The 24833-nt window shown below is 59.1% G+C and carries 26 protein-coding genes; 15 read left to right on the top strand and 11 right to left on the bottom strand.

Going from position 1 to position 24833, the window contains the following annotated elements; genetic code table 11:
• Nucleotides 1-68: 68 nt before the first annotated feature.
• Both FJD34_RS17710 and FJD34_RS17705 read right to left on the bottom strand, forming a co-directional pair.
• A complete protein-coding gene (locus FJD34_RS17710; protein WP_032857430.1) occupies nucleotides 69-263 on the bottom strand; it encodes a hypothetical protein in 195 nt (64 codons plus the stop codon).
• Between the two features lie 229 nt (nucleotides 264-492).
• Nucleotides 493-840: a hypothetical protein gene (locus FJD34_RS17705; RefSeq protein ID WP_032857429.1), complete on the bottom strand. Its 348-nt coding sequence runs from the start codon at nucleotides 838-840 to the stop codon at nucleotides 493-495.
• A 166-nt stretch (nucleotides 841-1006) separates the two neighbouring features.
• Here FJD34_RS17705 and FJD34_RS17700 point away from each other — a divergent pair, with 166 nt between their 5' ends.
• Nucleotides 1007-1825: a shikimate 5-dehydrogenase gene (locus FJD34_RS17700; RefSeq protein ID WP_065944423.1), complete on the top strand. Its 819-nt coding sequence runs from the start codon at nucleotides 1007-1009 to the stop codon at nucleotides 1823-1825.
• Nucleotides 1826-1943: 118 nt separating this feature from the next.
• On the opposite strand, the gene FJD34_RS17695 is transcribed toward FJD34_RS17700, so the two are convergent.
• Nucleotides 1944-2591, bottom strand: coding sequence for a YceH family protein (locus tag FJD34_RS17695; RefSeq protein WP_032857427.1), 648 nt, complete (start codon nucleotides 2589-2591; stop codon nucleotides 1944-1946).
• A 114-nt stretch (nucleotides 2592-2705) separates the two neighbouring features.
• On the opposite strand from FJD34_RS17695, the gene FJD34_RS17690 reads away from it, so the two are divergent.
• Nucleotides 2706-3215, top strand: a complete 510-nt coding sequence (locus FJD34_RS17690; protein WP_032857425.1) for a DUF1993 domain-containing protein — start codon at nucleotides 2706-2708, stop codon at nucleotides 3213-3215.
• Between the two features lie 149 nt (nucleotides 3216-3364).
• Here the strand turns inward: FJD34_RS17690 and sstT are convergent, their stop codons facing one another.
• Nucleotides 3365-4588: a serine/threonine transporter SstT gene (sstT, locus tag FJD34_RS17685; protein ID WP_032857422.1), complete on the bottom strand. Its 1224-nt coding sequence runs from the start codon at nucleotides 4586-4588 to the stop codon at nucleotides 3365-3367.
• A gap of 211 nt (nucleotides 4589-4799) precedes the next feature.
• Here sstT and FJD34_RS17680 point away from each other — a divergent pair, with 211 nt between their 5' ends.
• Nucleotides 4800-5954, top strand: a complete 1155-nt coding sequence (locus tag FJD34_RS17680; protein ID WP_032857421.1) for an MFS transporter — start codon at nucleotides 4800-4802, stop codon at nucleotides 5952-5954.
• On the opposite strand, the gene nhaR is transcribed toward FJD34_RS17680, so the two are convergent.
• On the bottom strand, nucleotides 5951-6856 hold the full coding sequence (gene nhaR, locus FJD34_RS17675) for a transcriptional activator NhaR (protein WP_032857418.1): 906 nt from the start codon (nucleotides 6854-6856) through the stop codon (nucleotides 5951-5953). The genes FJD34_RS17680 and nhaR overlap by 4 nt on opposite strands.
• 134 nt (nucleotides 6857-6990) lie before the next feature.
• Between nhaR and FJD34_RS17670 the strand changes: the two genes are divergently transcribed.
• The 4 genes from FJD34_RS17670 (at nucleotide 6991) to mnmH (ending at nucleotide 10249) form a co-directional block, all read left to right on the top strand.
• On the top strand, nucleotides 6991-7242 hold the full coding sequence (locus FJD34_RS17670; RefSeq protein ID WP_032857417.1) for a hypothetical protein: 252 nt from the start codon (nucleotides 6991-6993) through the stop codon (nucleotides 7240-7242).
• 28 nt (nucleotides 7243-7270) lie between these two features.
• Nucleotides 7271-8020: a TerC family protein gene (locus FJD34_RS17665; protein ID WP_032857415.1), complete on the top strand. Its 750-nt coding sequence runs from the start codon at nucleotides 7271-7273 to the stop codon at nucleotides 8018-8020.
• A gap of 94 nt (nucleotides 8021-8114) precedes the next feature.
• Nucleotides 8115-9149 carry a selenide, water dikinase SelD gene (selD, locus tag FJD34_RS17660; protein WP_032857414.1) on the top strand — a complete coding sequence of 345 codons (1035 nt, stop codon included), beginning with the start codon at nucleotides 8115-8117 and terminating at the stop codon, nucleotides 9147-9149.
• A complete protein-coding gene (gene mnmH / locus FJD34_RS17655) occupies nucleotides 9149-10249 on the top strand; it encodes a tRNA 2-selenouridine(34) synthase MnmH (protein WP_090291419.1) in 1101 nt (366 codons plus the stop codon). Before selD ends, mnmH begins: the two co-directional genes overlap by 1 nt.
• Before the next feature lie 67 nt (nucleotides 10250-10316).
• Here mnmH and lpxH read toward each other — a convergent pair whose 3' ends face one another.
• A complete protein-coding gene (gene lpxH / locus FJD34_RS17650) occupies nucleotides 10317-11066 on the bottom strand; it encodes a UDP-2,3-diacylglucosamine diphosphatase (RefSeq protein ID WP_032857411.1) in 750 nt (249 codons plus the stop codon).
• Nucleotides 11063-11566 carry a peptidylprolyl isomerase gene (locus FJD34_RS17645; RefSeq protein ID WP_032857410.1) on the bottom strand — a complete coding sequence of 168 codons (504 nt, stop codon included), beginning with the start codon at nucleotides 11564-11566 and terminating at the stop codon, nucleotides 11063-11065. The genes lpxH and FJD34_RS17645 overlap by 4 nt, the downstream gene beginning before the upstream one ends.
• A gap of 248 nt (nucleotides 11567-11814) precedes the next feature.
• Between FJD34_RS17645 and FJD34_RS17640 the strand changes: the two genes are divergently transcribed.
• Nucleotides 11815-13515 (top strand): glutamine--tRNA ligase/YqeY domain fusion protein, encoded by a 1701-nt coding sequence (locus FJD34_RS17640; RefSeq protein WP_032857408.1) that lies wholly within the window; start codon nucleotides 11815-11817, stop codon nucleotides 13513-13515.
• Nucleotides 13516-13536: 21 nt separating this feature from the next.
• Entirely contained in the window at nucleotides 13537-14919 is a 1383-nt protein-coding gene (gene cysS / locus FJD34_RS17635; RefSeq protein ID WP_032857406.1) for a cysteine--tRNA ligase, read from the top strand.
• A gap of 133 nt (nucleotides 14920-15052) precedes the next feature.
• Here the strand turns inward: cysS and FJD34_RS17630 are convergent, their stop codons facing one another.
• Both FJD34_RS17630 and FJD34_RS17625 read right to left on the bottom strand, forming a co-directional pair.
• Nucleotides 15053-15412, bottom strand: coding sequence for a DUF6124 family protein (locus FJD34_RS17630; RefSeq protein ID WP_090291418.1), 360 nt, complete (start codon nucleotides 15410-15412; stop codon nucleotides 15053-15055).
• 322 nt (nucleotides 15413-15734) lie between these two features.
• Nucleotides 15735-17546: a sigma-54-dependent Fis family transcriptional regulator gene (locus tag FJD34_RS17625; protein WP_090291417.1), complete on the bottom strand. Its 1812-nt coding sequence runs from the start codon at nucleotides 17544-17546 to the stop codon at nucleotides 15735-15737.
• Nucleotides 17547-17914: 368 nt separating this feature from the next.
• On the opposite strand from FJD34_RS17625, the gene FJD34_RS17620 reads away from it, so the two are divergent.
• The 6 genes from FJD34_RS17620 to FJD34_RS17595 all read left to right on the top strand — a co-directional run bounded on the left by FJD34_RS17620 (nucleotide 17915) and on the right by FJD34_RS17595 (nucleotide 23972).
• Entirely contained in the window at nucleotides 17915-19009 is a 1095-nt protein-coding gene (locus FJD34_RS17620) for an ABC transporter ATP-binding protein (RefSeq protein WP_032857401.1), read from the top strand.
• Nucleotides 19009-20106 (top strand): ABC transporter ATP-binding protein, encoded by a 1098-nt coding sequence (locus tag FJD34_RS17615; RefSeq protein WP_032857399.1) that lies wholly within the window; start codon nucleotides 19009-19011, stop codon nucleotides 20104-20106. Before FJD34_RS17620 ends, FJD34_RS17615 begins: the two co-directional genes overlap by 1 nt.
• Nucleotides 20103-20969 carry a carbohydrate ABC transporter permease gene (locus tag FJD34_RS17610; RefSeq protein WP_032857398.1) on the top strand — a complete coding sequence of 289 codons (867 nt, stop codon included), beginning with the start codon at nucleotides 20103-20105 and terminating at the stop codon, nucleotides 20967-20969. The genes FJD34_RS17615 and FJD34_RS17610 overlap by 4 nt, the downstream gene beginning before the upstream one ends.
• A 10-nt stretch (nucleotides 20970-20979) precedes the next feature.
• A complete protein-coding gene (locus FJD34_RS17605) occupies nucleotides 20980-21780 on the top strand; it encodes a carbohydrate ABC transporter permease (protein ID WP_032857395.1) in 801 nt (266 codons plus the stop codon).
• A gap of 10 nt (nucleotides 21781-21790) precedes the next feature.
• The gene (locus FJD34_RS17600; RefSeq protein ID WP_029293327.1) at nucleotides 21791-22063 is read left to right on the top strand and encodes a DUF2160 domain-containing protein; all 273 of its coding nucleotides are present in this window, start codon (nucleotides 21791-21793) and stop codon (nucleotides 22061-22063) included.
• Between the two features lie 166 nt (nucleotides 22064-22229).
• A complete protein-coding gene (locus FJD34_RS17595; RefSeq protein ID WP_090291416.1) occupies nucleotides 22230-23972 on the top strand; it encodes an ABC transporter substrate-binding protein in 1743 nt (580 codons plus the stop codon).
• Nucleotides 23973-24058: 86 nt separating this feature from the next.
• Here FJD34_RS17595 and FJD34_RS17590 read toward each other — a convergent pair whose 3' ends face one another.
• Nucleotides 24059-24373 (bottom strand): helix-turn-helix domain-containing protein, encoded by a 315-nt coding sequence (locus FJD34_RS17590; RefSeq protein ID WP_032857393.1) that lies wholly within the window; start codon nucleotides 24371-24373, stop codon nucleotides 24059-24061.
• Nucleotides 24370-24714: a toxin gene (locus FJD34_RS17585; protein WP_090291415.1), complete on the bottom strand. Its 345-nt coding sequence runs from the start codon at nucleotides 24712-24714 to the stop codon at nucleotides 24370-24372. The genes FJD34_RS17590 and FJD34_RS17585 overlap by 4 nt, the downstream gene beginning before the upstream one ends.
• Nucleotides 24715-24833 lie beyond the last annotated feature (119 nt).

The raw sequence follows: 24833 nt of genomic DNA, 5'->3' as shown, positions 1-24833 counted from the left end.
GCGCTTGAGGGAAAATCACCCTGCTCGATAGTCAACATCATTGTTATCGAGACTGCGCCCGCAGGCGCTCAGTCCACGACCTGATCCAGCATGTTCAGCACTTCCTGCTCGTTGAGCAGGCCCTTGTGGACCAGGTTTTCGGCCAGCAACGAGAGAAACTTGGCACTGCGATGGCCTTCCAGGTGCTTGAGTTCGGTCAAGGCGCTATAGACTTTGCTCGACGTGCAGAGACCGGCGGTACGGTGCGGATTTTGTGTGGGCATGCTGGATCGTCCTTGTTGTTATGGCCTGTTAGGGATGGACAGTTTCGATAGTGAGAGTGCCGTGTGACACAAACATGACAGCGCAGGCCCCGATTGGGCAAGCGCACGTTGGCCTTGATAATGTCGGATTTAACAGCCAGCGTTGTCCCCATAGCGACCTTGGCAAGATTTATTCAGACCGGCAACCCATAAAAAAGCCCCGCCTGGCATGCGGGGCTTTTTGCGGTGCTTACCAACCGCGCCTGTAATAGCCGTGGGGTGGGCCGTAGTAGCCACGTGGTGGCCCGTAATACACGGGCGCCGGGCGGTAATACACCGGCTGCTGCACATACACCGGCGCTGGCTGGTAATAGACCGGCGGCGGGGCGGCGTACACCGGCTGGGGCTGGTAATACACCGGTTGCTGCTGCACATATACCGGCCGATCATGGCTGGCGATCACTGAGCCCACTACGGCTGCGCCGACAACCGCACCCAATACGGCCGGGCCACCCCAACCGCCGCCATGGGCGGAAGCTTGGCCGGCTACAGCGAGCGCACCGATCAGCAAGGCGATCCTGGGGATTTTACGCATCATGGTCTTTCCTCGGTTGGCCCCTGCGCTTGTGGTCTGCAATCAATAGACTCAAGGATTGTCGCGGGGATACTTTTAAGACAACGTATTTCAGGAAAACAGCACCGCCACTAGGTAAAGGTTGTGTAAGGTCTGTACCGGTTTGCTTACTTGATGAAGGAGTCATTGGATGTTGATGAACCCCAACAAAGATACCCAACTGTGCATGTCACTGTCGGCCCGCCCAGGTAATTTCGGCCTACGTTTTCATAACCATTTGTATGAGCAGTTGGGGCTCAATTTCTATTACAAGGCTTTCAGCAGCCAGGATTTAAACGGCGCCGTGGCCGGTATCCGCGCCCTGGGTATTCGCGGCTGCGGCGTGTCGATGCCGTTCAAGGAGGCCTGCATCGAGCTGGTCGATGAACTGGATGACTCGGCCCGTGCTATCGCTTCGATCAACACCATCGTCAACACCGCCGGCCATCTCAAGGCCTACAACACCGATTACATTGCCATTGAGCAGTTGCTGAAAAAGCATGCCGTGCCCAAGGATTCGACCTTCGCCCTGCACGGCAGTGGCGGCATGGCCAAGGCTGTGGCCAGTGCCTTGCGCGATGGTGGCTACGCCAATGGCCTGATCGTTGCCCGTAACGAAGCCGCCGGCCGGGCCCTGGCGCACAACCTGGGGTATACGTGGCAGGCGACATTGGGCGAGACGCGCCCGCAGATGCTGGTCAATGTGACGCCGATCGGCATGACCGGCGGCGCCCAGGCCGAGGATCTGGCGTTTGAGGCTGCTGCGATTGACTTGGCGGACACGGTGTTCGATGTGGTGGCGATTCCCGCCGAAACACCGCTGATTGTGCGTGGCCGGGCCCAGGGCAAGCGGGTGATTACTGGCCTGGAAGTGATTGCGATCCAGGCGCTGGAGCAGTTCGTGCTGTACACCGGCATCCGACCGACGGATGAGCAGTTTCAGAAAGCGGTGGCGTTCGCTCGACAGTAATCGCTCTGAAAAAACACAGTTGATCCATGTGGGAGCTGGCTTGCCCTAATGCCAGTCAGTTAAGCGGATTCTGCTTTCTGTAGGAGCGAGCAAGCTCGCTCCTACAAGGGACAAGGTGTTATTCGAGACGCGACAGGCGCTCTTCCAGCGCCGCAATCCGCGCCTCCAGCTCTTCGATGCGCTCCACGGAAACTGCGCCTGCGCTGCTGCGCTCCGCCGGGTTACCACGAGCGGCGAGGATCGCCTCGATATCCGCCGGGTCGCCCAGGGAATGGGTGTAGCGATCTTCGCGCTGCCCGGCCTGCTTGGGCACCAACACCGCCAGGTCACGGGCGATCAGGCGTTCGAGTTGGTGTACCACCTGTTCGGCATCTTCAAAGTCATGCATGCGCCCGCTGCGGGTCAGCAGTTCATTGACCGTCTGTGGGCCGCGCAGAAACATCAGGCCAGTGAGGATCACCTGCGCCGGCACCAATTCCAGGGCCTTGTCCACGCGGTGTTCCCAGCGATCGGCGCGGCTGCCCATCACAAGCTTGGTAAAACCCCGTCCCTCCAGGGCGCGCAGGCTTTGGCCGACCTGGCCCTGGCTGAGGTTGGTCACAGGCTCCCGGCTGGTTTTCTGGTTGCAGGCCAGCACCAGGGCATTGAGGGTCAGCGGGTAGGTTTCCGGGTTGGTCGCCTGTTTTTCGATCAGGCTGCCCAGGACGCGGATTTCCGTGCTGTTGAGGCGCGGTTCGGAGGAAGTGGTGTCGTGCTCGGTGGTCATCGCGCTTTCCCTATGCTGTGAGCCCACTAGCCTAATCCCGAAAAAATAAAAGACAAGCGACGCGCATGGCTATAATCGCCGCTGTCCAACCCCGCCACTATTGTCGAGACTGTCATGACTATTTCCCTGTACGCCGCTTCCCTCCCAGTCTTCAAGCAAATGCTCAACGCCCTGAGCGACGTGCTGAACAAGGCCGAGGCCCACGCCACTGCCAAGAACATCGACCCCAATGCCTTGCTGCAGGCGCGCCTGTTCCCGGATATGTTCCCGCTGGTACGCCAGGTGCAGATCGCCGTGGACTTTGCCAAGGGCGTTTCCGCGCGCCTGGCCGAGATCGAAGTACCGAAATACGAAGACAGCGAAGTCACTTTCGCTGACCTGCAAGCGCTGATCGCCAAGGTCCTGGCCTTTATCGACACCATCACCCCGGCGCAGATCGACGGCAAGGAAGGTATCGAGATCGTCACCCGCCCAGGCACCCCGAAAGAAAAACGCTTCAGCGGCCAGTCCTACCTGCTGACCTACGGCCTGCCGCAGTTCTTCTTCCACGTCACCACCGCTTACGCTTTGCTGCGTCATAACGGTGTGGAAGTGGGCAAGCGCGACTACATGGGCGCGTTCTAAGTACTGAGTAACACCCCAAAACAAATGTGGGCGCTGGCTCTGTAGGAGCTGGCTTGCCTGCGATGCAGGCACCTCGGTCTATCAGTTGCACCGAGGTGATGCTATCGCAGGCAAGCCAGCTCCTACAGAAGTCAGCGCCCACTGTTGTGTCAGGCTGGGTTCTTGTCTTCCTGGCCCAGGCACGCCGCTGCGGTGAACAACACGTCAGTGGACGAGTTCAGCGCAGTCTCCGCCGAATCCTGCAACACCCCGATGATGAAGCCCACGGCTACCACTTGCATCGCGATTTCACTTGGGATGCCGAACAGGCTGCACGCCAGTGGAATCAACAGCAACGAGCCACCGGCCACGCCGGATGCGCCACAGGCACACACCGCAGCCACCACGCTGAGCAGCACGGCAGTCGGCAGGTCAACGGCAATGCCCAAGGTATGCACGGCCGCCAGGGTCAGCACGGTGATGGTGATGGCGGCGCCGGCCATGTTGATGGTTGCGCCCAACGGGATCGATACCGAATAGGTGTCTTCATGCAGGCCCAGGCGTTCACTCAACGCCAGGTTGACCGGGATATTGGCCGCCGAACTGCGGGTGAAGAATGCAGTGATACCGCTCTCGCGCAGGCACAGCAGCACCAGCGGGTAGGGGTTGCGACGCAGTTTCCAGAACACGATGGCCGGGTTGACCACCAGGGCCACGAACAGCATGCAGCCGATCAGTACCAGCAACAGGTGCGCATAGCCGAGCAACGCGTCGAAGCCAGAAGCGGCGAGGGTCGAGGCCACCAGGCCGAAAATGCCCAGCGGCGCAAAGCGAATCACTACGCGCACGATCAGCGTGACACCGTTGGACAGGTCGTCCAGCACCGTGCGCGTGGTTTGCCCGGCATGGCGAATTGCAATGCCCATGCCGATGGCCCAGGCCAGGATGCCGATGAAGTTGGCGTTCATCAGGGCGCTGACCGGGTTGTCCACCACGCTGAGCAGCAGGCTCTGCAGCACTTCACCGATACCGCCCGGCGCGCTGACGGCCACGTCATGGGTGGCCAGGACCAGGCTCGACGGGAACAGGGTGCTGGCAATCACCGCCACGACCGCTGCCGAAAAGGTACCCAGCAAGTACAGGAACAGGATCGGGCGGATATGGGTTTCCTGGCCATGCTTGTGGTTGGCAATCGAGGCCATCACCAGCACAAACACCAGGATCGGCGCGACGGCCTTGAGCGCCGAGACAAATACCTTGCCGATAAACGCGGTGGACAGGGCCGCGCTGGGCGACAGCAGGGCCAGTAGGATGCCAGCAACCAGGCCGATGATAATTTGGGTCACCAGGCTGACGCGCATGAGGCGTTGAAGCAGCGAAGGGGCAGCAGTCATAAAGAGTTGTCTCTAGTTTTTTTAATGTGTGCAGCGCTATGCAGGGCGCGAAGTCTAACATGCTGTAGGAAATATCCGGTTTGCTGCGGCATTCAGTCGCCAGCGCCGTGCGTGGTTTGGTCACATTCTGTTAAGATTCGCCATCCTCTTCTTATCTCTCTGTCAGCGGGCCCTTGGGCTAACGCTGGCGTCGCCGTTTCTGGAGTTGTTCATGTTGTTGCCCATCCTGCTGCTGTCGGCGGCCGGTTTTACGGTGTTGACCACCGAATTTGTGATCGTGGGCCTGTTGCCGTCCATCGCTCGCGACCTGGATGTGAGCGTGTCCCAGGCCGGTTTGCTGGTAACCCTGTTTGCCTTCACCGTGGCCGCGTTTGGGCCGTTTCTTACCGCGTATTTCGCGCGTTTCGAGCGCAAGCGCCTGTTTATCAGCATTCTGTTGATGTTCGGCGCGGCCAATACCCTGGCGGCCCTGGCGCCGAATATCTGGGTGATGGCCGTGGCACGGCTGATTCCGGCGCTGGGGTTGCCGGTGTTCTGGGCCCTGGCCAGTGAAACGGCGGTGGATATCGTCGGCCCGGACTACGCTGGCCGGGCGATTGCCAAGATCGGCTTTGGCATCGTCTGCGCCACCGTATTCGGGATTCCGGTCGGTACCCTGATCTCCGATATGTTCGGCTGGCGCACTGCTTTTGGCATTCTGGCGGTGGTGGCGGTGCTCAAGGCGTTGCTGCTGTGGGTGTATCTGCCGGCGACGAAGGTGAAGAAAGACGACGTAACCCTGCGCTCGCAGTTCAAGATCCTGCGCAACCCCTTGATGCAGGGCCACGTTTTACTGTCGATCCTGGTATTTAGCGGCATGTTCACCGCTTATACCTACCTGGCGGACATTCTTGAGCGTCTGGCCGGCTTCGACGGCACGCTGGTCGGATGGTGCCTGATGGGCTTTGGCGCCGTGGGCCTGATCGGCAACTCGTTGGGTGGGCGCATGGTCGACAAGCATCCGCTGATCGCGTCCATGGTGTTCTGCGGCTTTATGATCGCCGGCATGGTGGCACTGGTGCCGGCGATTCACTCCACCCTCGGCCTGGCAGCGGCCATGGGCATTTGGGGCGTGACCCAGGCGGCGCTGTTCCTGGTCAGCCATGTGCGGTTGATGAAGGCCGCGCCCCATGCCCCGGCATTCGCGGCGTCGCTGAACATTGCCGGGGCCAACCTGGGCATTGGCCTGGGGGCGATGGTCGGCGGGCGGGTGATCGACACTCTGGGGCTGGGCAGCCTGGGGTTCGCGGCATCCGGCTTTATCCTGCTGTCGATCCTGCTGGCCCTGTGGTTGATGACCGCCAAGACTCGGGTTGCCTGCGCCTAGACCGGCAGTGAGGTGAACAACTCGCGCCGCGCACCTTCGGTAATCGCCACGATGCCGGGGTGCTTGACCTTGCGCTCCACCGAGATCGCGTAGAACGACTCGGTGACGGCGTCCGTCTGACCAATCAGTGCCACGCCGTACTGGCGCAGCACTTCATCGGCAATCACGCTGGGGGCGATGAAAATCCCGCTGCCGGATTGACCAAAGGCCTGCATCAAGGCGCTATCGTCGAATTCGCCGATGATCCTGGGCTGGATCTGCTGTTCGGCGAACCAGCGCTGCAAACGGCTGCGCACCACGGTTTCCGCGCCGGGAATCAGCAGCGGTGCGCCGTGCAGGCACTGTGGGAAATCACCACTATGCTTATCAGCCAATGCCTGGGTAGCGAAAAAACTGATGCCACATTCCCCCAGTTTCTGGCTGTAGCCCTTGATGTCCAGGTGTGTCGGCATCGGGCTGTCGGAAATCACCAGGTCCAGGCGCTGGATCGCCAGGTCGGCCAACAGGCGTTCCAGTTTGTCTTCGCGGCAGGTAATGCGCAGCGGCTCGCTCAATTCCATGGTCGGCGCGATCAGTCGATAGACGATGGACTTGGGCACCACATCCGCCACGCCGACGCGAAACACGATCTGCTGTTCATTGGGCTGGGCGCGCAGCATTGCTTCCAGCTCATTGCCGGTCTGGAACATCTGCTCGGCATAGGGCAGGGCCCGGCGCCCGGCTTCGGTGAGTTCCAGTTGGCGCCCGACCCGTTGAAACAGGGCGATGCCGAATGTCTGTTCGAGCAGGCTGATTTGCCCGCTGATGGTCTGCGGGGTGAGGTTCAACTGCTCACAGGCGCGCACGATGCTGCCAGTCTTGGCCACCACCCAGAAGTAATGCAGTTGTCGGTAATTGAGCATGACGGCCATCACTTCGTAAAAACCGAAGTATACGCGAGAAAAATACGAATTTTACTGAAGTGTTCACCTGCATAGAATGCCTCGCTATCGCGGGGCCACTACTTGGACCCAATGGTTCTAACGAGGAATACATCATGAAACTCAATTCTTTCGGCGCGGCATCGTTGCTTGCGCTTTCATTGGTGATGATCAGCGGCTGCGATCAGGTCGAAAAAAGCACGCAGCAGGTCCTGGACAAAGCCAGTGAATCGGCCAAGCAAGCGATCGACGACACCCAGAAGGCTGCCGAGCAGGCATTGAGTGAAGCGACACAAGGCTTGATCAGTCCAGAAAAAAAGGACGATCAGGAAACTAAAGAGTCTGAATCGAACACCAAAGAAACCTAATCTCCCAGCACAACGTCAGGACTGACCTATGGATTACCTTTTACAACTGGCCGCCAGCCCCACCGCCTGGGTGGCGCTGGCAACCCTGATCGTCATGGAAATCGTGCTGGGCATCGATAACCTGATCTTCATCTCGATCCTCACCAACAAATTGCCGGAGAAGCACCGGGCCAAGGCGCGGCGCATCGGTATCAGCATGGCGTTGGTCTTGCGCCTGGGTCTGTTGAGCACCATCGCGTTCATCGTGCAGTTGACTGCACCGGTGTTCGAAGTGTTCGGCCAGGCGTTCTCGTGGAAGGACATGATCCTGATCGCCGGCGGCCTGTTCCTGGTGTGGAAGGCCACCACCGAGATCCATCACAGCATGGACCCGGAACCCGAAGAGAAAACCAGCACTGGCAATGTCGTGGCCATCGGCTTCGCCGCCGCGATCGGGCAGATCCTGTTGCTCGACTTGGTGTTCTCCATCGACAGCATCATTACCGCCGTGGGCATGACCGAGCACTTGCCGATCATGATCATTGCGGTGGTGACCTCGGTGATCGTGATGCTGGTGGCGGCCGAACCCCTGGCCAAGTTCATCAACGACAACCCGACCGTGGTCATGCTGGCCCTGGGCTTTTTGATCATGATCGGCATGACGCTGATCGCCGAAGGCTTCGGTGCCCATGTGCCTAAAGGCTACGTGTACGCGGCCATGGCGTTCTCGGCTGCGATCGAGTGCCTGAACATTGCACGGCGCAATCGGCACAAGCGTTTGCTCGCTGCCCGTCAGTAACCGCTGAACCCCAAAGGCCGGCTGCGCTCTCAAGAGCCCAGCCGGCTTTTTGCTGTCTGGTAGACTCCCCGCACTTGATAGCTTGAGGTCCACCATGAACGAGCCGATTCGCCTGACCCAGTACAGCCACGGTGCCGGTTGCGGCTGCAAGATTTCGCCACAGGTGCTGGAAGTGATCCTCGCCGGCAGCGGCGCGCAGAACCTCGACCCCAAGCTCTGGGTAGGCAATGCCTCGCGGGACGATGCGGCGGTGTACGCCATCGATGAAGAGCGCGGCGTGGTCTCCACCACTGACTTTTTCATGCCTATCGTTGACGATCCCTTCGACTTTGGGCGAATTGCCGCCACCAACGCCATCAGTGATATCTACGCGATGGGTGGCGACCCGTTGATGGCCATTGCCATTCTCGGCTGGCCGGTCAATGTACTGGCCCCGGAAATCGCCCGGGAAGTGATTCGCGGTGGCCGCTCAGTGTGCGACGCGGCGGGTATTCCCCTGGCCGGCGGCCATTCCATCGACGCCCCGGAGCCAATCTTCGGCCTGGCCGTCACCGGTCTGGTGGACAAGCGCCATATGAAGCGCAACGACACGGCCACCGCCGGCTGCCGCTTGTACCTGACCAAACCCCTGGGCATCGGCATCCTCACCACGGCCGAGAAGAAGGGCAAACTGCGTGAAGCCGATATCGGCCTGGCGCGGGACTGGATGTGTACCCTCAACAAGCCTGGCAGCCGCTTTGGCAAGCTGGCTGGCGTGACCGCGATGACCGACGTCACCGGTTTCGGCCTGCTCGGCCATCTGGTGGAAATGGCCGACGGCAGCGGTTTGACTGCCCTGATCGAATACGAAAAAGTCCCACGCCTGCCGGGGGTCGAGTACTACCTGGAGCAGGGCTGTGTGCCCGGCGGCACTTTGCGCAATTTCGACAGCTATGCCAGCCAGTTGGGACGCATCCAGGAGTTGCACAAGCGCGTGCTGTGCGACCCGCAAACCAGCGGTGGCCTGTTGGTGGCCGTGACGCCGCAGGGCGAGGCCGAGTTCCTGGCGGTGGCCGCCGAGCTGGGGCTTAACCTTGCGCCTATCGGTCAGTTGGTTGAGCGACAGAGCAACGCGGTAGAGGTGTCTTGATGCCCATCGACATCACCGATTACCGCGATATTTTTCTCAACGACCGCCCGATGATGGATACCCGCGCCCCGGTTGAGTTCGTCAAGGGCGCGTTCCCCGGCGTGGTCAACCTGCCGTTGATGACCGACGACGAGCGCCAGCGGGTGGGTACTTGCTACAAGCAGCAGGGGCAGCAGGCGGCGATTGTGCTGGGGCATCAGTTGGTCAGTGGCGCGACCTTGCAAGAGCGGCTGGCGCGTTGGACCGCGTTTGCCCAGGCCAACCCTGATGGTTACCTGTATTGCTTCCGTGGCGGCTTGCGTTCGCACTTGGTGCAGAAGGTGCTCAAGGACGAGTCGGGTATCGACTATCCCCGGGTTGGCGGTGGCTACAAGGCCATGCGTACGTTCTTGCTGGAGACGGTGGAGCAGGCTGTCGAGCAGTGCGATTTCGTCCTGCTGGGTGGTCTGACCGGCAGCGGCAAGACTGAGGTGCTCCATCAGTTGCACAATGGTCTGGACCTGGAAGGCTACGCCAATCACCGGGGCTCCAGTTTTGGTAAACGGGCCACGGGCCAGCCGTCCAATATCGATTTCGAGAACCGCCTGGCGGTGGACGTGTTGAAAAAGCGCGCGCGGGGTATCGAGCAGTTTGTGCTTGAGGACGAAAGTCGCATGATCGGTAGCTGCGCCTTGCCGCTGAACCTGCATCGGGGCATGCAGGCGTACCCGATGGTGTGGCTGGAAGAAAGCCTGGAAAACCGCGTCGAGCGGGTCTTGCGCGACTATGTCATTGATCTGTGCGCACAGTTCAACGCCGAGTTTGGCGAAGCAGGTTTGAGCCTGTTCGCCGAACGTTTGACCCAGAGCCTGGCCAATATCCACAAACGCCTGGGTGGGGAGCGCTACCAGCATTTGCATGGACTGATGCAGGACGCCCTGGCCGAGCAAGCCCGCACGGGAAGTGTGGACTTGCACCGGGGCTGGATTGTCGGGCTGCGCGAGTACTACGACCCGATGTACGCCTTCCAGCGTGAGAAGAAAGGCGCGCGGATCGAGTTTGCCGGGGAGCAGGCTGCGGTGCTGGAGTATTTGCGCGAGCGCGGTGCCCGGCGCGGGTGATTGGGTGGTTTTTGGGCCCTCATCGCGAGCAAGCCCATTCCCCCATTTGATTCGTGTTGTTGGTAACTCAGGCGCCAGGCAACGCCAACTGCGGATTGACGAAGTCAAACGCCGCCAACTGGAAACCTTGCTCATCCACTTGCAACGCCCAACCTTGCTTGTCCCAGTCTCCCAGCACAATGCGCTTGGCTGCCTGCTCGCCAATCTGCAATTTGTGAATGGCCGGGCGGTGGGTGTGGCCGTGGACCAGGGTGCGCACGCCGAACTGCTGCATCACCCGTGGTACTTCCTCGGGCGTCACATCGACAATATCGTTGGCCTTCATCCGCGTTTGCGCACGGCTTTCACTGCGCAGTTTGCGCGCCAGTTTATGGCGGGTGCGCAAGGGCAGGTGGCGCAGGATAAACAGCACGATGGGGTTACGCAGGATGCGCCGCAGCTTCATATAGCCGAGGTCGCGGGTACACAGGCTGTCGCCGTGCATCAACAGCACGGGCTCGCCATGCAACTGCACGACAGTGGGGTCCTTGAGCAAGGTCACGCCTGCTGCTTTGCAGAATGCCTTGCCGATCAGGAAATCCCGGTTGCCATGCATCAAAAATAGCTGAGTGCCGCTGTCGCTCAGCTCACGCAGAGCCTCGCAAATGGAGCGCTGGAACGGGGTCATCGCATCGTCGCCAATCCAGGCTTCGAAAAAATCTCCCAGGATGTACAACGCTTGCGCACTACGGGCGCGGCCGTTGAGTAAACCCAGAAACGCCCGGGTAATATCCGGGCGCTCCTCTTCCAGATGTAAGTCTGAAATCAGCAATATCACGCAATGATCTCGGCTTTCTCGATGATCACGTCGTCTGCTGGTACGTCCTGGTGGCCGGATTTCATGGTGGTGGAAACACCCTTGATCTTGTCCACGACGTCGGTGCCTTCGGTGACTTTACCGAATACCGCGTAGCCCCAACCCTGCACGGTCTTGGCGCTGTGGTTGAGGAAGCTGTTATCAGCCACGTTGATGAAGAACTGCGCGGAGGCCGAATGCGGCTCCATGGTACGGGCCATGGCGACGGTGTACTTGTCGTTGGAAAGACCGTTGTCCGCTTCGTTCTGGATGCTGGCACGCTTGTCTTTCTTTTCTTTCATGCCGGGTTCGAAACCACCGCCCTGGATCATGAAGTTGCCGATGACACGGTGGAAAACAGTGTTTTCGTAGTGGCCGGCTTTGACGTACTCGATGAAGTTGGCGACGGTGGTCGGCGCTTTCTCGGCGTTCAGCTCGATGACGATGTCACCGTGGTTGGTGCTCAGTTTGACTTGAGTCATGTTCACTACTCTTTCAAGGAATTCGTGGGGTTGGGCGTATTCAACGCCTGCATCCGTTCAGCAATACACTGCCAAGGCGCGCAGTTTAGCGTGCCCTGCAGGAATTTCGAGGTGGTTTTTTACCGCCCATGCAATAAATGCAGCAGTTTTTGAGCCTGCTCTGTCAGCGGCTTGACAGCTTCGGCTATGATAAGCCCTTTGTTTTATCTGGCCCCAACCGGCCACGAACCTGTCTGTTCAAGGATCTTATGAGCAAGCCCACTGTCGACCCTACCTCGAATTCCAAGACCGGACCTGCCGTCCCGGTCAACTTCCTGCGCCCGATCATCCAGGCGGACCTGGATTCGGGCAAGCACACGCAGATCGTCACCCGCTTCCCGCCAGAGCCCAACGGCTACCTGCACATCGGTCACGCCAAGTCGATCTGTGTGAACTTCGGCCTGGCCCAGGAGTTCGGTGGCGTCACGCACCTGCGTTTCGACGACACCAACCCGGCCAAGGAAGACCAGGAATACATCGACGCCATCGAAAGCGACATCAAGTGGCTGGGCTTCGAATGGTCCGGTGAAGTGCGCTACGCCTCCAAGTACTTCGACCAGTTGTTCGACTGGGCCGTGGAACTGATCAAGGCCGGCAAGGCCTACGTCGACGACCTGACGCCTGCGCAGGCCAAGGAATACCGTGGCACCCTGACTGAGCCTGGCAAGAACAGCCCGTTCCGCGACCGTTCGGTAGAAGAGAACCTGGACTGGTTCACCCGCATGCGCGACGGTGAGTTCGCCGACGGTGCACGTGTGCTGCGCGCCAAGATCGACATGGCCTCGCCGAACATGAACCTGCGCGACCCGATCATGTACCGCATCCGCCATGCCCATCACCACCAGACCGGTGACAAGTGGTGCATCTACCCCAACTACGACTTCACCCACGGCCAGTCGGACGCCATCGAAGGCATCACTCACTCCATTTGCACCCTGGAGTTCGAAAGTCACCGTCCGCTGTACGAATGGTTCCTCGACAGCCTGCCAGTACCGGCGCATCCGCGTCAGTACGAATTCAGCCGCCTGAACCTGAACTACACCATCACCAGCAAGCGCAAGCTCAAGCAACTGGTCGATGAAAAGCACGTGTTTGGCTGGGACGACCCACGCATGTCGACGCTGTCGGGCTTCCGCCGCCGCGGCTACACCCCGGCGTCGATCCGTAACTTCTGCGACATGGTCGGCACCAACCGTTCCGACGGCGTGGTCGACTTCGGCATGCTGGAATTCAGCATTCGCCAGGACCTGGACCACAACGCCCCGCGCGCCATGTGCGTGCTGCGTCCGTTGAAAGTCGTGATCACCAACTACCCGGAAGGCCAGGTCGAGAACCTCGAACTGCCGCGTCATCCGCAGAAAGAAGAACTGGGTGTGCGCAAGTTGCCGTTCGCCCGTGAAATCTATATCGACCGTGATGACTTCATGGAAGAACCGCCAAAAGGCTACAAGCGCCTGGAGCCGAACGGCGAAGTGCGCCTGCGCGGCAGCTACGTGATCCGTGCTGACGAAGCGATCAAGGATGCCGATGGCAACATCGTCGAACTGCGTTGCTCCTACGATCCGGACACCCTGGGCAAGAACCCTGAAGGCCGCAAGGTCAAGGGCGTGGTGCACTGGGTGCCGGCGGCGGCCAGCGTCGAGTGCGAAGTGCGCCTGTACGATCGCCTGTTCCGTTCGGCCAACCCTGAGAAGGCCGAAGACAGCGCCAGTTTCCTCGACAACATCAACCCTGACTCCCTGCAAGTACTCACTGGTTGTCGTGCCGAGCCATCGTTGGGCGAAGCACAGCCGGAAGACCGTTTCCAGTTCGAGCGCGAAGGCTACTTCTGCGCGGATATCAAGGACTCGAAACCAGGCGCTCCGGTATTCAACCGTACCGTGACCTTGCGTGATTCGTGGGGTCAGTGATTCAGTCTTAAGGGATTCATCGTGCTAACGATCTACAACACGCTCAGCAAGACCAAAGAAGTCTTCAAGCCGCTGGATGGCAACAAGGTGCGCATGTACGTGTGCGGCATGACCGTGTACGACTACTGCCACATCGGCCACGGCCGCAGCATGGTTGCCTTTGACCTGGTGACCCGCTGGTTGCGTTTCAGCGGCTACGACTTGACGTATGTGCGCAACATTACCGACATCGACGACAAGATCATCAATCGCGCCAACGAAAACGGCGAGTCGTTCGATGCGCTGACCGAGCGCATGATTGCTGCCATGCACGAGGACGAGGCGCGCCTCAACATCCTCAAGCCGGACATGGAACCGCGTGCCACGGACCACATCCCTGGCATGCACGCGATGATCCAGACCTTGATCGACAAGGGCTACGCCTACGCCCCGGGCAATGGCGACGTGTACTACCGCGTCGCCAAGTTCATGGGCTACGGCAAGCTGTCGCGCAAGAAGATCGAAGACCTGCGCATCGGTGCACGCATCGAAGTCGACGAAGCCAAGCAGGATCCGCTGGACTTCGTGCTGTGGAAAGGCACCAAGCCGGGCGAGCCGAGCTGGGAGTCGCCGTGGGGCGCCGGGCGTCCGGGCTGGCACATCGAATGCTCGGTGATGTCTACCTGCTGCCTGGGCGAGACCTTCGACATTCATGGCGGCGGCAGCGACCTTGAGTTCCCGCACCACGAAAACGAAATCGCCCAGAGCGAAGCGGCCACCGGCAAGACCTACGCCAACGCGTGGATGCATTGCGGCATGATTCGCATCAATGGCGAGAAGATGTCCAAGTCCTTGAACAACTTCTTCACCATTCGCGACGTGCTGGAAAAGTACCACCCGGAAGTCGTGCGTTACCTGCTGGTATCGAGCCACTACCGCAGCGCCATCAACTACTCGGAAGACAACCTCAAGGACGCCAAGGGCGCCCTCGAACGTTTCTACCACGCGTTGAAAGGCCTGCCAGTGGTGGCTCCGGCCGGTGGCGAAGCATTTGTTGAACGCTTCACCAGCGTGATGAACGACGACTTCGGCACCCCCGAAGCCTGCGCCGTACTGTTTGAAATGGTCCGCGAGATCAACCGCCTGCGCGAGAGCGATCTGCATGCAGCAGCTGGTTTGGCAGCCCGTTTGAAAGAACTGGCCAGCGTACTGGGCGTTCTGCAAATGGAAGCCGACGACTTCCTGCAAGCCGGCGCCGAAGGGCGTGTGGATGCAGCTGAGGTCGACGCACTGATCCAGGCGCGCCTGAATGCCCGTGCCAACAAGGACTGGGCAGAATCCGACCGCATCCGCGACCAACTCACCGCCATGGGCGTGGTGTTGGAAGACGGGAAGGGCGGGACGACCTGGCGCTTGGCTGACTGACGGCTGATTGCTTCAAGCTGAATAAAAACGCCCCGACTGGTTCGGGGCGTTTTTATTTGTGCTGGTTTTGCCAATCAACACCGCTCAACTGTAGGCGCTGGCTTGCCAGCGATGGCGGACGGGCTATCGCAGACTAATCTGGATGGTGAGTGGGCCTTGTTCTTTCTTGCTCAGTTCCACATTGAACGACGGCGCTGTTCACCAATAGCTCAACTCCTTCCAGCATCCGACAAATTCCTAGCGCCACACGCCGTGCAGTGCCGTCTACTTCAAAAGCCAAATGGGTTGCCAATACTTGAGCCGATGCAAGGTCTTCCGAGGCGTTGATCAACAATACCTCTGCATTTAACCCTTCGCGCACGGTGAAAAGGCGGTGGTTTTCAGTAGGCCGCTTGGTTTCGGCAGGAGGGTTCAGATAGTAGTCAATCGCTCGTTGAGCAACTGCCTGAAGCGAGGTTGAGTCTAACGGCGGGTTTGGGCTGTGTTTGATCATGGCAAGGCTCCCAGAGTTATGGAACTGCTACCCATCGCTGCGAAACGATACCTGGGTGGCAGCTGTACGCAGGTTCGCAGACCGGGACTCTAGGAACCCGGCATACCCGAAGGTATCCCGCGCACAGCCGCCATGACATCAGGCATAAAAAAGCGCCCGTTATCTTGTGGTGGACGCTGTGCGTCTAGAGTTTAACCGGGCTGCGAAACCCGGTCGCTGAATTTGCAGCGACTGCCGAAGATTATTGGGGCATCTTCCGAGCAGCAACCCTAAAACGCTGTCGGATAAATCTGAGGCTGGCTGCCCGTAGGGTCGGTTACCGTTACGTAGCGGCGCGTAACCGCTTGTATAAGGTATTACGGCTAACCCCCAGCTCCCGCGCCAGGTGGGAGATATTTCCGCCGACCGCTGCCAGTCTTTGCTGAAGGTTCTGGATATCGTCCAGATCGCCTATTACCAATGGCGTAGCAGGCGAGGCTTGGCCCAGGTCGACAAAGAAATCATCGGGCAGATGCTCCGGGCGGATTGGTTGGTCTTCGGCCATGGCCAGCGCGACCTGCATCACACTGCTGACCTGGCGCAAGTTGCCTGGCCAAGGGTGTTGCTCGAATAACGCCAGCACTTCAGCACTGAGGCCGGCCCATTGCGTCGGTTCGCGATGCTGTTGCCATAGTTGCTTGAACAGCGCCTGTTTATCGCTGCGCTCACGCAGGGGCGGCAGTTCCAGGGTCAGGCCGCCGATACGGTAGTACAAATCCTCACGAAACCTGCCGATCTGCACCTGCTCGCGCAGTGAACGGTTGGTGGCCGAGATAATGCGCAGGTCCACCGGGAACAGTTCGCTGCTGCCCACCGGTTGCACGCAGCGCTCTTGCAATACCCGCAGCAGCCGGGCCTGGGTCGGGAGGGGCATGTCACCGATTTCATCGAGAAACAGCGTGCCTTTGTCCGCCTTGCGGATCAGGCCGATGCTGCCTTTTTGGTTGGCACCGGTGAACGCGCCTTTTTCGTAGCCAAACAGCTCCGATTCCACCAACTCGGCAGGAATTGCCGCACAGTTGACTGCGATAAAAGCCTGTTGGCTGCGGGAGCTGGCCTGGTGCAGGGCTTTGACGAAGACTTCCTTGCCGACACCGGTTTCACCGTGGATCAGCAGCGGGATATCTTTTTCCAGCAGGCGTTCGGCTTGGCGCACGGCCTTTTCCACGCGGCTGTCGCCAAAGTGCAGGGTCTTCAGGCCAATGGTTACAGGGGCGGGCTCGCTAAAGATCCGGGCCTGTACCGGCGATTGTTTGGGCCGTTTGAGCAAGCACTGGAAACGGTTGCGCCCCGCAGCCTGTAGGGCAAAGGGCTGGCCTTCGGGCTGATTGAGCAACTCCAGCAGCGAGACCTTGAACAGGCTGTCGATCATCACCCGTGACAGGCTGATGCCCAGCAGGTTGTCGGCACGGCGGTTGGCTGAAAGCACCTGGCCACTTTCATCGAAAATCAGCAGGCCGGCCCACTGGCTGTCGAGGTTGTTCAGGCCGGTGTTGAAAGTCAGTTGGAAGTGCTCGCCGCCAAACAGGTTGAGGATCAGCCGGTTTTCCACGGTCTGGCTCATCATCTTGACCATGCCCAGGGTGTGGGAGGGTGGCAGGTAGCTGTCACTGGAGACATCCAGCACCGCGATGATCTCGCGGTTGGCATCAAAGATCGGCGCCGCTGAGCCGGTCATGAAGCGGTTGGCCTTGAGGAAGTGTTCGTCATGCTCGATATGCACCGCCTGGGCGCAGGCCAGGGCGGTACCAATGGCATTGGTGCCGGTGGCGCGCTCCAGCCAACTGGCCCCGGCATTGAAGCCTCGTGCCAGCTTGGGCTCGATAAAGCGTTGGGTGCCCCAGGAGGTGAGGACCTGGCCGTGGTTGTCGGCGAGCATGATCAGGCAATTGGAGTTGCTGAGGATGTTCTCGTAATAGGGCAGGACTTCCTGGTGAGTGGTCTGCACCAGGGAATGTTGGCTTTCCAGCAATTGGCTGATGCCCTCGGCGGGCAGTTGGTCGAAGCTGGGGGCGCTTTGGTGATCGAGGCCAAAGGCACGGCAGCGGCGCCAGGAGTCCTGGATGATGGTGTCGTGGGGCAAGGATTCGGCCATGGAGACCTTCTTTTTATTGTTATTTGGGGCTTGCGCAATCTAACGGTGAAAAGCGATCAAATTGTGGGAGCGGGCTTGCTCGCGATAGCGGTGTATCAGTTGCAGGTCAGGTGCCTGAACCAGCGCTATCGCGAGCAAGCCCGCTCCCACATTTCGATCTGTGTCGTTGGTGAGGCTTATTCAGTGTTGTTCAGAACTGTTCATTGTCAACCCGCTGGTTGTTCAATTGTTCAGTTGCGAATGTTCATTTCTGTTCAGGGCTGAACGGCGGTTTTCCTCAACTTATTGAACCATAGGCGCTTTTTATTTCTGGCACGAAACTCGCTCTGGCCTTGGAAGAACAATTCCAATAATAAAAAGGTCGTGTCATGTCATTGACCCTGGAACATGTCACCCGCGTTGTCGAAGGCCAGACCTGGATCGATGATGCCAACCTGCGCTTCGAAGCAGGCTCCTTCAATGTCCTGCTCGGCCGTACGCTGTCCGGCAAGACCAGTCTGATGCGTCTGATGGCCGGCCTGGATAAGCCTGACAATGGGCGCATCCTGATGAACGGTGTGGACGTTACCCACAAGCCCGTGCGTTTGCGCAATGTGTCGATGGTCTACCAGCAGTTCATCAACTACCCGACCATGACTGTGTTCGAAAACATCGCCTCGCCCTTGCGCCAGGCCGGGGTGTCCAACGAACTGATCCAGAGCAAAGTGCTGGAAACCGCGCAGATGCTGCGCATCGACAAGTTCCTGCAACGCCATCCCCTGGAGCTGTCCGGTGGCCAGCAGCAACGAACGGCCATGGCCCGGGCGCTGGTCAAGGACGCCGAATTGATCCTGTTTGATGAGCCTCTGGTGAACCTGGACTACAAATTGCGCGAAGAGCTGCGTCAGGAAATGCGCGAGCTGTTCAAGGCGCGCAACACCATCGCCATCTACGCCACCACCGAGCCCAATGAAGCCCTGGCCCTGGGCGGCACCACCACGATCCTCCATGAAGGCCGGGTGATACAGAGCGGCAAGGCCGCCGAGGTCTATCACCAGCCGCAAACGGTGCTGGCCGCCGAGCTGTTTTCCGAACCGCCAATCAACCTGATGCCGGGGCGGATTAGCGGCAACGAGGTGAGCTTCGCCAACGATGTGCACTTCCCATTGAATGTGGACCTGCGGCCGATTGGTGAAGGCGAGTTCCGTTTTGGCGTGCGCCCCAGTCATATCAGCCTGGTACCCAGCAATGACGATGACCTGGAACTGGCCGTGACCGTGGAAGTGGCGGAGATCAGTGGTTCGGAAACCTTTCTGCATGTACGCAGTGACCATTTCCTACTGGTGTTGCACCTGCCTGGGGTGCACGAATACGACGTCGATGCGCCGATCCGGATCTATATCCCCACCCATAAACTGTTTGTGTTCGATGGCCAGGGCTGCTTGGTCCAGGCGCCCGGGCGCCGTGTCGCGAGGGTTGCCTGATGGCCGAGATCCATTTGCAGAACCTGGCGCATAGCTACAGCCCTACGCCTGCCGGTCCCGAGGACTACGCCATTCGTGAAATGAACCACGTCTGGGAGCAGGGTGGCGCCTACGCGTTGCTCGGCCCGTCGGGCTGTGGCAAGTCGACGTTGCTCAATATCATCTCTGGCCTGCTTAGCCCTTCGGAAGGCCAGGTACTGTTCGACAGCAAGGTGGTGAATGACCTGACTCCGGAAAAACGCAATATCGCCCAGGTGTTCCAGTTCCCGGTGGTCTACGACACCATGACGGTGTTCGACAACCTGGCATTCCCCCTGCGTAACCAGGGCATGGCCGAGGCGAAAGTGCACAGCAAGGTGCAGGAAATTGCCGAGGTGCTCGACCTGCAGAACCTGTTGGGCAAAAAAGCCCGCAACCTCAGCGCCGATGAAAAGCAGAAGGTATCGATGGGCCGTGGGCTGGTGCGCGATGACGTCTCGGCGATCCTGTTTGATGAGCCGCTGACAGTGATCGATCCGCATCTGAAGTGGAAACTGCGGCGCAAGCTCAAGCAGATCCACGAGCAGTTCAACATCACCATGGTCTACGTCACCCACGATCAGTTGGAGGCCTCGACCTTTGCCGACAAGATTGCGGTGATGTACGGCGGGCAGATTGTGCAGTTCGGCACACCGCGGGAGTTGTTCGAGCGCCCCAGTCATACCTTTGTCGGCTATTTCATCGGTAGCCCTGGGATGAATCTGATTGAGGTGCAGGCTGACGCCGGTGGTGTGCGTTTTGCCGGTACTCACCTGGCGTTGTCCGAGCTGCAGCAACGTCAGATTTCGGAAAAAGCCTACAAGAAACTTCAGGTCGGGATTCGTCCAGAGTTTATCCATGTGTGGGACGAGCCCAATCCCGACGCGTTGCAGGCCGACGTCATGCATGTCGAAGACCTGGGCACCTACAAGATCATGACGCTCAACCTCGACGGTGCGCCGTTGAAAGTACGCCTGGCCGAAGACAAGCCGGTGCCCGAGGGGCGGGCCTCGATCAGTTTTCCGGCGCAATGGCTGATGGTGTATGCCGACGATTACCTGCTGGAGGTGCGGCCATGAACAAGGTGCAGAACAACAAGGCCTGGTGGCTGGTATTGCCGGTGTTCCTGCTGGTGGCGTTCAGCGCGGTGATCCCGATGATGACCGTGGTCAACTACTCGGTGCAGGACATCTTCGACCAGTCCAGCCGCTATTTCGTCGGGGCTGACTGGTACAAACAGGTGCTGCTTGACCCGCGCCTGCATGATTCGCTGCTGCGCCAGTTCATCTATTCGGCCTGTGTGCTGCTGATCGAAATCCCGCTGGGTATCGCGATCGCCCTGACCATGCCGACCAAGGGCCGCTGGTCGTCCCTGGTATTGATTGTGATGGCCATCCCGCTACTGATCCCGTGGAACGTGGTCGGCACCATCTGGCAGATTTTTGGACGTGCCGATATCGGCCTGTTGGGCTCGACCCTGAATGCCATGGGCATCAACTATAACTATGCCGCCAACACCATGGATGCCTGGGTCACGGTACTGGTGATGGACGTCTGGCATTGGACGTCCCTGGTGGCGCTGCTGTGCTACTCGGGGCTGCGAGCAATCCCGGATGTGTACTACCAGGCTGCGCGGATTGATCGGGCATCGGCCTGGGCCGTATTCCGACATATCCAATTGCCGAAGATGAAGAGCGTGCTGTTGATCGCGGTGATGCTGCGTTTCATGGACAGTTTCATGATCTACACCGAGCCGTTTGTGCTGACCGGCGGTGGACCGGGTAATGCCACTACCTTCTTGAGTCAGACCTTGACCCAGATGGCGATAGGACAATTCGACCTGGGCCCGGCTGCTGCGTTTTCCCTGGTGTATTTCCTGATCATCCTGTTGGTGTCCTGGCTGTTCTACACCGCCATGACCCACTCCGACGCCAACCGCTGAGGCCGCCAACATGAGCAAGCGCAAGGTCATCCCACTGCTGATCTACATCCTGTTCCTGCTGGTGCCGATCTACTGGCTGTTGAACATGTCCTTCAAGAGCAACACCGAAATCCTCGGAGGGCTGACGCTGTTTCCCCAGGACTTCACCTTCGCCAACTACAAGGTGATTTTCACCGACCCCAGTTGGTACACCGGCTACCTCAACTCGTTGTATTACGTAAGCCTGAACACGGTTATTTCCCTGACAGTAGCGCTACCGGCGGCCTACGCGTTTTCGCGCTACCGCTTCCTGGGCGACAAGCACCTGTTCTTCTGGTTGCTGACCAACCGCATGGCGCCGCCGGCGGTGTTTCTGCTGCCGTTTTTCCAGCTGTATTCGTCGATTGGCCTGTTCGACACCCATATCGCGGTAGCTCTGGCTCACTGCCTGTTCAACGTACCGCTGGCGGTGTGGATTCTGGAGGGATTCATGTCGGGGGTGCCCAAAGAGATCGACGAAACTGCCTACATCGACGGTTACAGCTTTCCGAAGTTCTTCGTGAAGATATTTATCCCATTGATTGGCTCTGGGATCGGGGTCACAGCGTTTTTCTGCTTCATGTTTTCCTGGGTCGAACTGCTGCTGGCGCGCACGCTGACCTCGGTGAACGCCAAGCCGATTGCCGCCGTGATGACGCGTACGGTATCGGCCTCCGGCATTGATTGGGGCGTGCTCGCGGCGGCCGGGGTGTTGACCATTTTGCCGGGCATGCTGGTGATCTGGTTTGTTCGCAACCATGTGGCCAAGGGCTTTGCCCTGGGTCGGGTCTGAGGAAACGATGATGGAATGGATGGCCTGGACCACCCCGACGGCACTGTTTTTTGCGGCGATTGCCCTGCTGTTGGCGGGCATGACCACGTGGGAGCTGCGTTCGCCGAGTATTCCCCGGCGCGGTTTGTTACCGATCAGCACGACGCGTGGTGATCGCTTGTTTATCGGTCTTCTCGGGAGCGCCTACCTGCACCTGCTGGTGATTGGCGTAACCGGCTGGAGCATCTGGGTGGCGTCCGCGCTGTCTGTGGTGTGGCTGTTGTCTGTGATGCGCTGGGGCTGAGGTGGTCCCCATACCCCTGTAGGAGCGAGCTTGCTCGCGAAAGTCGTCAACGATAACGCAGGTTGTCTGGATTAACGCGGTGTCTTGGGGTTTTTCGCGAGCAAGCTCGCTCCTACATGGGTCGGGGCATCTGTCGGTCCCGTCTGAAATCAACCAGGAGGTCTCTATGTTCGATAAAAACAATAAGCTGCGACATAGCATTTCATTGGCCGCCGTCTTGGCCCTCAGCGGCTTGAGTGCTGCGGCCTGGGCTGATGCCTATGAAGATGCCGCGAAAAAATGGATCGGCAGCGAGTTCAAACCGTCCACCCTGACGCAAGCCCAGCAGCTTGAAGAGTTGAAGTGGTTTATCAAGGCGGCCGAGTCGTTTCGTGGGATGAAGATCAATGTGGTGTCGGAAACCCTCACCACCCACGAGTACGAATCCAAGGTACTGGCCAAGGCCTTCAGTGAAATCACCGGGATCAAGCTGACCCACGACCTGCTGCAGGAAGGCGATGTGGTGGAGAAACTGCAAACCCAGATGCAGTCCGACAAGAATATCTATGACGGCTGGGTCAATGACTCCGACTTGATCGGTACGCACTTTCGTTATGGCAAGACCGAGTCCATCACCGACCTGATGGCCAATGAAGGCAAGGACTTCACCTCGCCGACCCTGGACCTCAAGGACTTTATCGGCATCTCGTTTACCACCGCACCAGACGGCAAGATCTATCAGTTGCCCGACCAGCAGTTCGCCAACCTCTATTGGTTCCGCGCTGACTGGTTCGAGCGTGCTGACCTGAAAGCCAAGTTCAAGGAAAAGTACGGTTATGAACTGGGCGTACCGGTGAACTGGTCAGCCTATGAAGACATCGCCAAGTTCTTCAGCGAAGACGTCAAGGAAATCGACGGCAAGCGCGTCTACGGGCATATGGACTACGGCAAGAAAGACCCGTCCCTGGGCTGGCGCTTTACCGATGCCTGGTTCTCCATGGCGGGTGGCGGCGACAAGGGCCTGCCCAATGGCTTGCCGGTAGACGAGTGGGGGATCCGGGTCGAGGACTGCCATCCGGTGGGTTCCAGCGTGACTCGCGGCGGCGACACCAACGGCCCGGCCGCGGTGTTTGCCACGCAGAAGTATGTCGACTGGATGCGCGCCTATGCGCCACCGGAAGCGGCGGGCATGACCTTCTCCGAGTCGGGGCCGGTGCCGTCCCAGGGCAATATCGCCCAGCAGATCTTCTGGTATACCGCTTTTACCGCCGACATGACCAAACCCGGGCTGCCGGTGATGAATACCGACGGTACGCCGAAGTGGCGCATGGCACCGTCGCCACGCGGGCCGTATTGGGAGGAGGGGATGAAGCTGGGGTATCAGGACGTGGGTTCCTGGACGTTCCTCAAGTCCACGCCTGAGAAGCAAAAACTCGCGGCTTGGCTCTATGCGCAGTTCGTGACGTCGAAAACCGTCTCCCTGAAAAAAACCATCGTCGGCCTGACGCCAATCCGCGAATCCGACATCAACTCCCAGGCCATGACCGACCTGGCCCCCAAACTCGGCGGCCTGGTGGAGTTCTACCGCAGCCCGGCGCGGGTGCAGTGGACACCGACCGGTACCAACGTGCCGGACTATCCACGCCTGGCCCAACTGTGGTGGAGCCACATTTCGGAAGCCGCCAGCGGCGAGAAAACCCCGCAACAGGCACTGGATGGCCTGGCCAAGGACCAGGACGCGATCATGACGCGCCTGGAGCGCTCCAAGGTGCAGCCGATCTGCGGACCGAAGATGAACCCCGAGCGCGACGCCCAGTACTGGTTCGACCAGCCGGGCGCACCGAAGCCGAAACTGGCGAACGAGAAACCCAAGGGTGAAACCGTGAACTATGCCGATTTGCTCAAGTCGTGGGAGGCGGCGCGTAAGTGAGGTAGGTCGGATAGTAAAACGGCACCGTGAGGTGCCGTTTTTGTTGATGTGTGAAAGACCGCTTCAGCAGTCTTTAAGGCAGATAATTAGCTTAGCAATGCCAATCGTTCCACCGTATCCGGAAACTTTGATACCAGGCGAATCAGTATGGCCGCCTGGGCATTAGGTCGCGCGCGGCCTTGCTCCCAGTTTTCCAGGGTGCGTGTATTGGTGCGTAGGTACATGGCAAATACAGCACGGGAAAGATTGAGTTGTTGTCGTACTGCAATGACGTCTTCAGCGGTGAGAGGGGCCAGTTTGTTTTGCTGCACGGTATGAGTACGTAGTGTGACCTTGCCTTGGCGCTCATTGGCCAATGCATCGAAGCCTTCGACCAGTTCGGAAAAAATGTCACGGTTCATGTGAATCCTCTCGCTTTGATTTCCCTGTCCAGCATGTGTTTGAGGGCTTTTTTGTGTTGTTGGCTCAAGTCGCTCTGCTCGTGCTTGCCGTACAGCGTAAACAGCCAAAATTGAGTGCCACCTGACCACCAGTAGTAGATGACGCGCAATCCACCTCGCTTGCTTTTGTTTCGTCGTTCATCGACGAAGCGCAGCTTGCGTAACCCACCGGTGCCTTCCATCACGGCTCCCGCTTCGGGGTTCTTCATTAACTCTTGTTGGAAGCCGTGAAACAGTTCGTCAGTCAGATAGTCCTTGCGGTACCGCTCAAAGGGCGGCAGTTCAATAAATAGAGCATCCATGTTCTGTACGTAGCCTGCGTATAGTTTGGTGGCCCATGTACCAGGGGTCAAGTGACCCTGGTGTGGGATTCTTCCTAAAGCGCATACACCATACGAGCGGCTCTGGCAGGTAGATGCCA

The sequence above is a fragment of the Pseudomonas brenneri genome, from assembly GCF_007858285.1.
GTDB classification, from domain to species: domain Bacteria; phylum Pseudomonadota; class Gammaproteobacteria; order Pseudomonadales; family Pseudomonadaceae; genus Aquipseudomonas; species Aquipseudomonas brenneri.
This window is presented reverse-complemented; position numbering and strand designations above follow the sequence as displayed.

Bases quoted from the DNA above. Each gene is read 5' to 3' on its own strand.
- FJD34_RS17710 (WP_032857430.1), bottom strand. From the start codon at position 263: ATGCCCACACAAAATCCGCACCGTACCGCCGGTCTCTGCACGTCGAGC.
- FJD34_RS17705 (WP_032857429.1), bottom strand. From the start codon at position 840: ATGATGCGTAAAATCCCCAGGATCGCCTTGCTGATCGGTGCGCTCGCT.
- FJD34_RS17700 (WP_065944423.1), top strand. From the start codon at position 1,007: ATGTTGATGAACCCCAACAAAGATACCCAACTGTGCATGTCACTGTCG.
- FJD34_RS17695 (WP_032857427.1), bottom strand. From the start codon at position 2,591: ATGACCACCGAGCACGACACCACTTCCTCCGAACCGCGCCTCAACAGC.
- FJD34_RS17690 (WP_032857425.1), top strand. From the start codon at position 2,706: ATGACTATTTCCCTGTACGCCGCTTCCCTCCCAGTCTTCAAGCAAATG.
- sstT (WP_032857422.1), bottom strand. From the start codon at position 4,588: ATGACTGCTGCCCCTTCGCTGCTTCAACGCCTCATGCGCGTCAGCCTG.
- FJD34_RS17680 (WP_032857421.1), top strand. From the start codon at position 4,800: ATGTTGTTGCCCATCCTGCTGCTGTCGGCGGCCGGTTTTACGGTGTTG.
- nhaR (WP_032857418.1), bottom strand. From the start codon at position 6,856: ATGCTCAATTACCGACAACTGCATTACTTCTGGGTGGTGGCCAAGACT.
- FJD34_RS17670 (WP_032857417.1), top strand. From the start codon at position 6,991: ATGAAACTCAATTCTTTCGGCGCGGCATCGTTGCTTGCGCTTTCATTG.
- FJD34_RS17665 (WP_032857415.1), top strand. From the start codon at position 7,271: ATGGATTACCTTTTACAACTGGCCGCCAGCCCCACCGCCTGGGTGGCG.
- selD (WP_032857414.1), top strand. From the start codon at position 8,115: ATGAACGAGCCGATTCGCCTGACCCAGTACAGCCACGGTGCCGGTTGC.
- mnmH (WP_090291419.1), top strand. From the start codon at position 9,149: ATGCCCATCGACATCACCGATTACCGCGATATTTTTCTCAACGACCGC.
- FJD34_RS17645 (WP_032857410.1), bottom strand. From the start codon at position 11,566: ATGACTCAAGTCAAACTGAGCACCAACCACGGTGACATCGTCATCGAG.
- FJD34_RS17640 (WP_032857408.1), top strand. From the start codon at position 11,815: ATGAGCAAGCCCACTGTCGACCCTACCTCGAATTCCAAGACCGGACCT.
- FJD34_RS17630 (WP_090291418.1), bottom strand. From the start codon at position 15,412: ATGATCAAACACAGCCCAAACCCGCCGTTAGACTCAACCTCGCTTCAG.
- FJD34_RS17625 (WP_090291417.1), bottom strand. From the start codon at position 17,546: ATGGCCGAATCCTTGCCCCACGACACCATCATCCAGGACTCCTGGCGC.
- FJD34_RS17620 (WP_032857401.1), top strand. From the start codon at position 17,915: ATGTCATTGACCCTGGAACATGTCACCCGCGTTGTCGAAGGCCAGACC.
- FJD34_RS17615 (WP_032857399.1), top strand. From the start codon at position 19,009: ATGGCCGAGATCCATTTGCAGAACCTGGCGCATAGCTACAGCCCTACG.
- FJD34_RS17610 (WP_032857398.1), top strand. From the start codon at position 20,103: ATGAACAAGGTGCAGAACAACAAGGCCTGGTGGCTGGTATTGCCGGTG.
- FJD34_RS17605 (WP_032857395.1), top strand. From the start codon at position 20,980: ATGAGCAAGCGCAAGGTCATCCCACTGCTGATCTACATCCTGTTCCTG.
- FJD34_RS17600 (WP_029293327.1), top strand. From the start codon at position 21,791: ATGGAATGGATGGCCTGGACCACCCCGACGGCACTGTTTTTTGCGGCG.
- FJD34_RS17595 (WP_090291416.1), top strand. From the start codon at position 22,230: ATGTTCGATAAAAACAATAAGCTGCGACATAGCATTTCATTGGCCGCC.
- FJD34_RS17590 (WP_032857393.1), bottom strand. From the start codon at position 24,373: ATGAACCGTGACATTTTTTCCGAACTGGTCGAAGGCTTCGATGCATTG.
- FJD34_RS17585 (WP_090291415.1), bottom strand. From the start codon at position 24,714: ATGGATGCTCTATTTATTGAACTGCCGCCCTTTGAGCGGTACCGCAAG.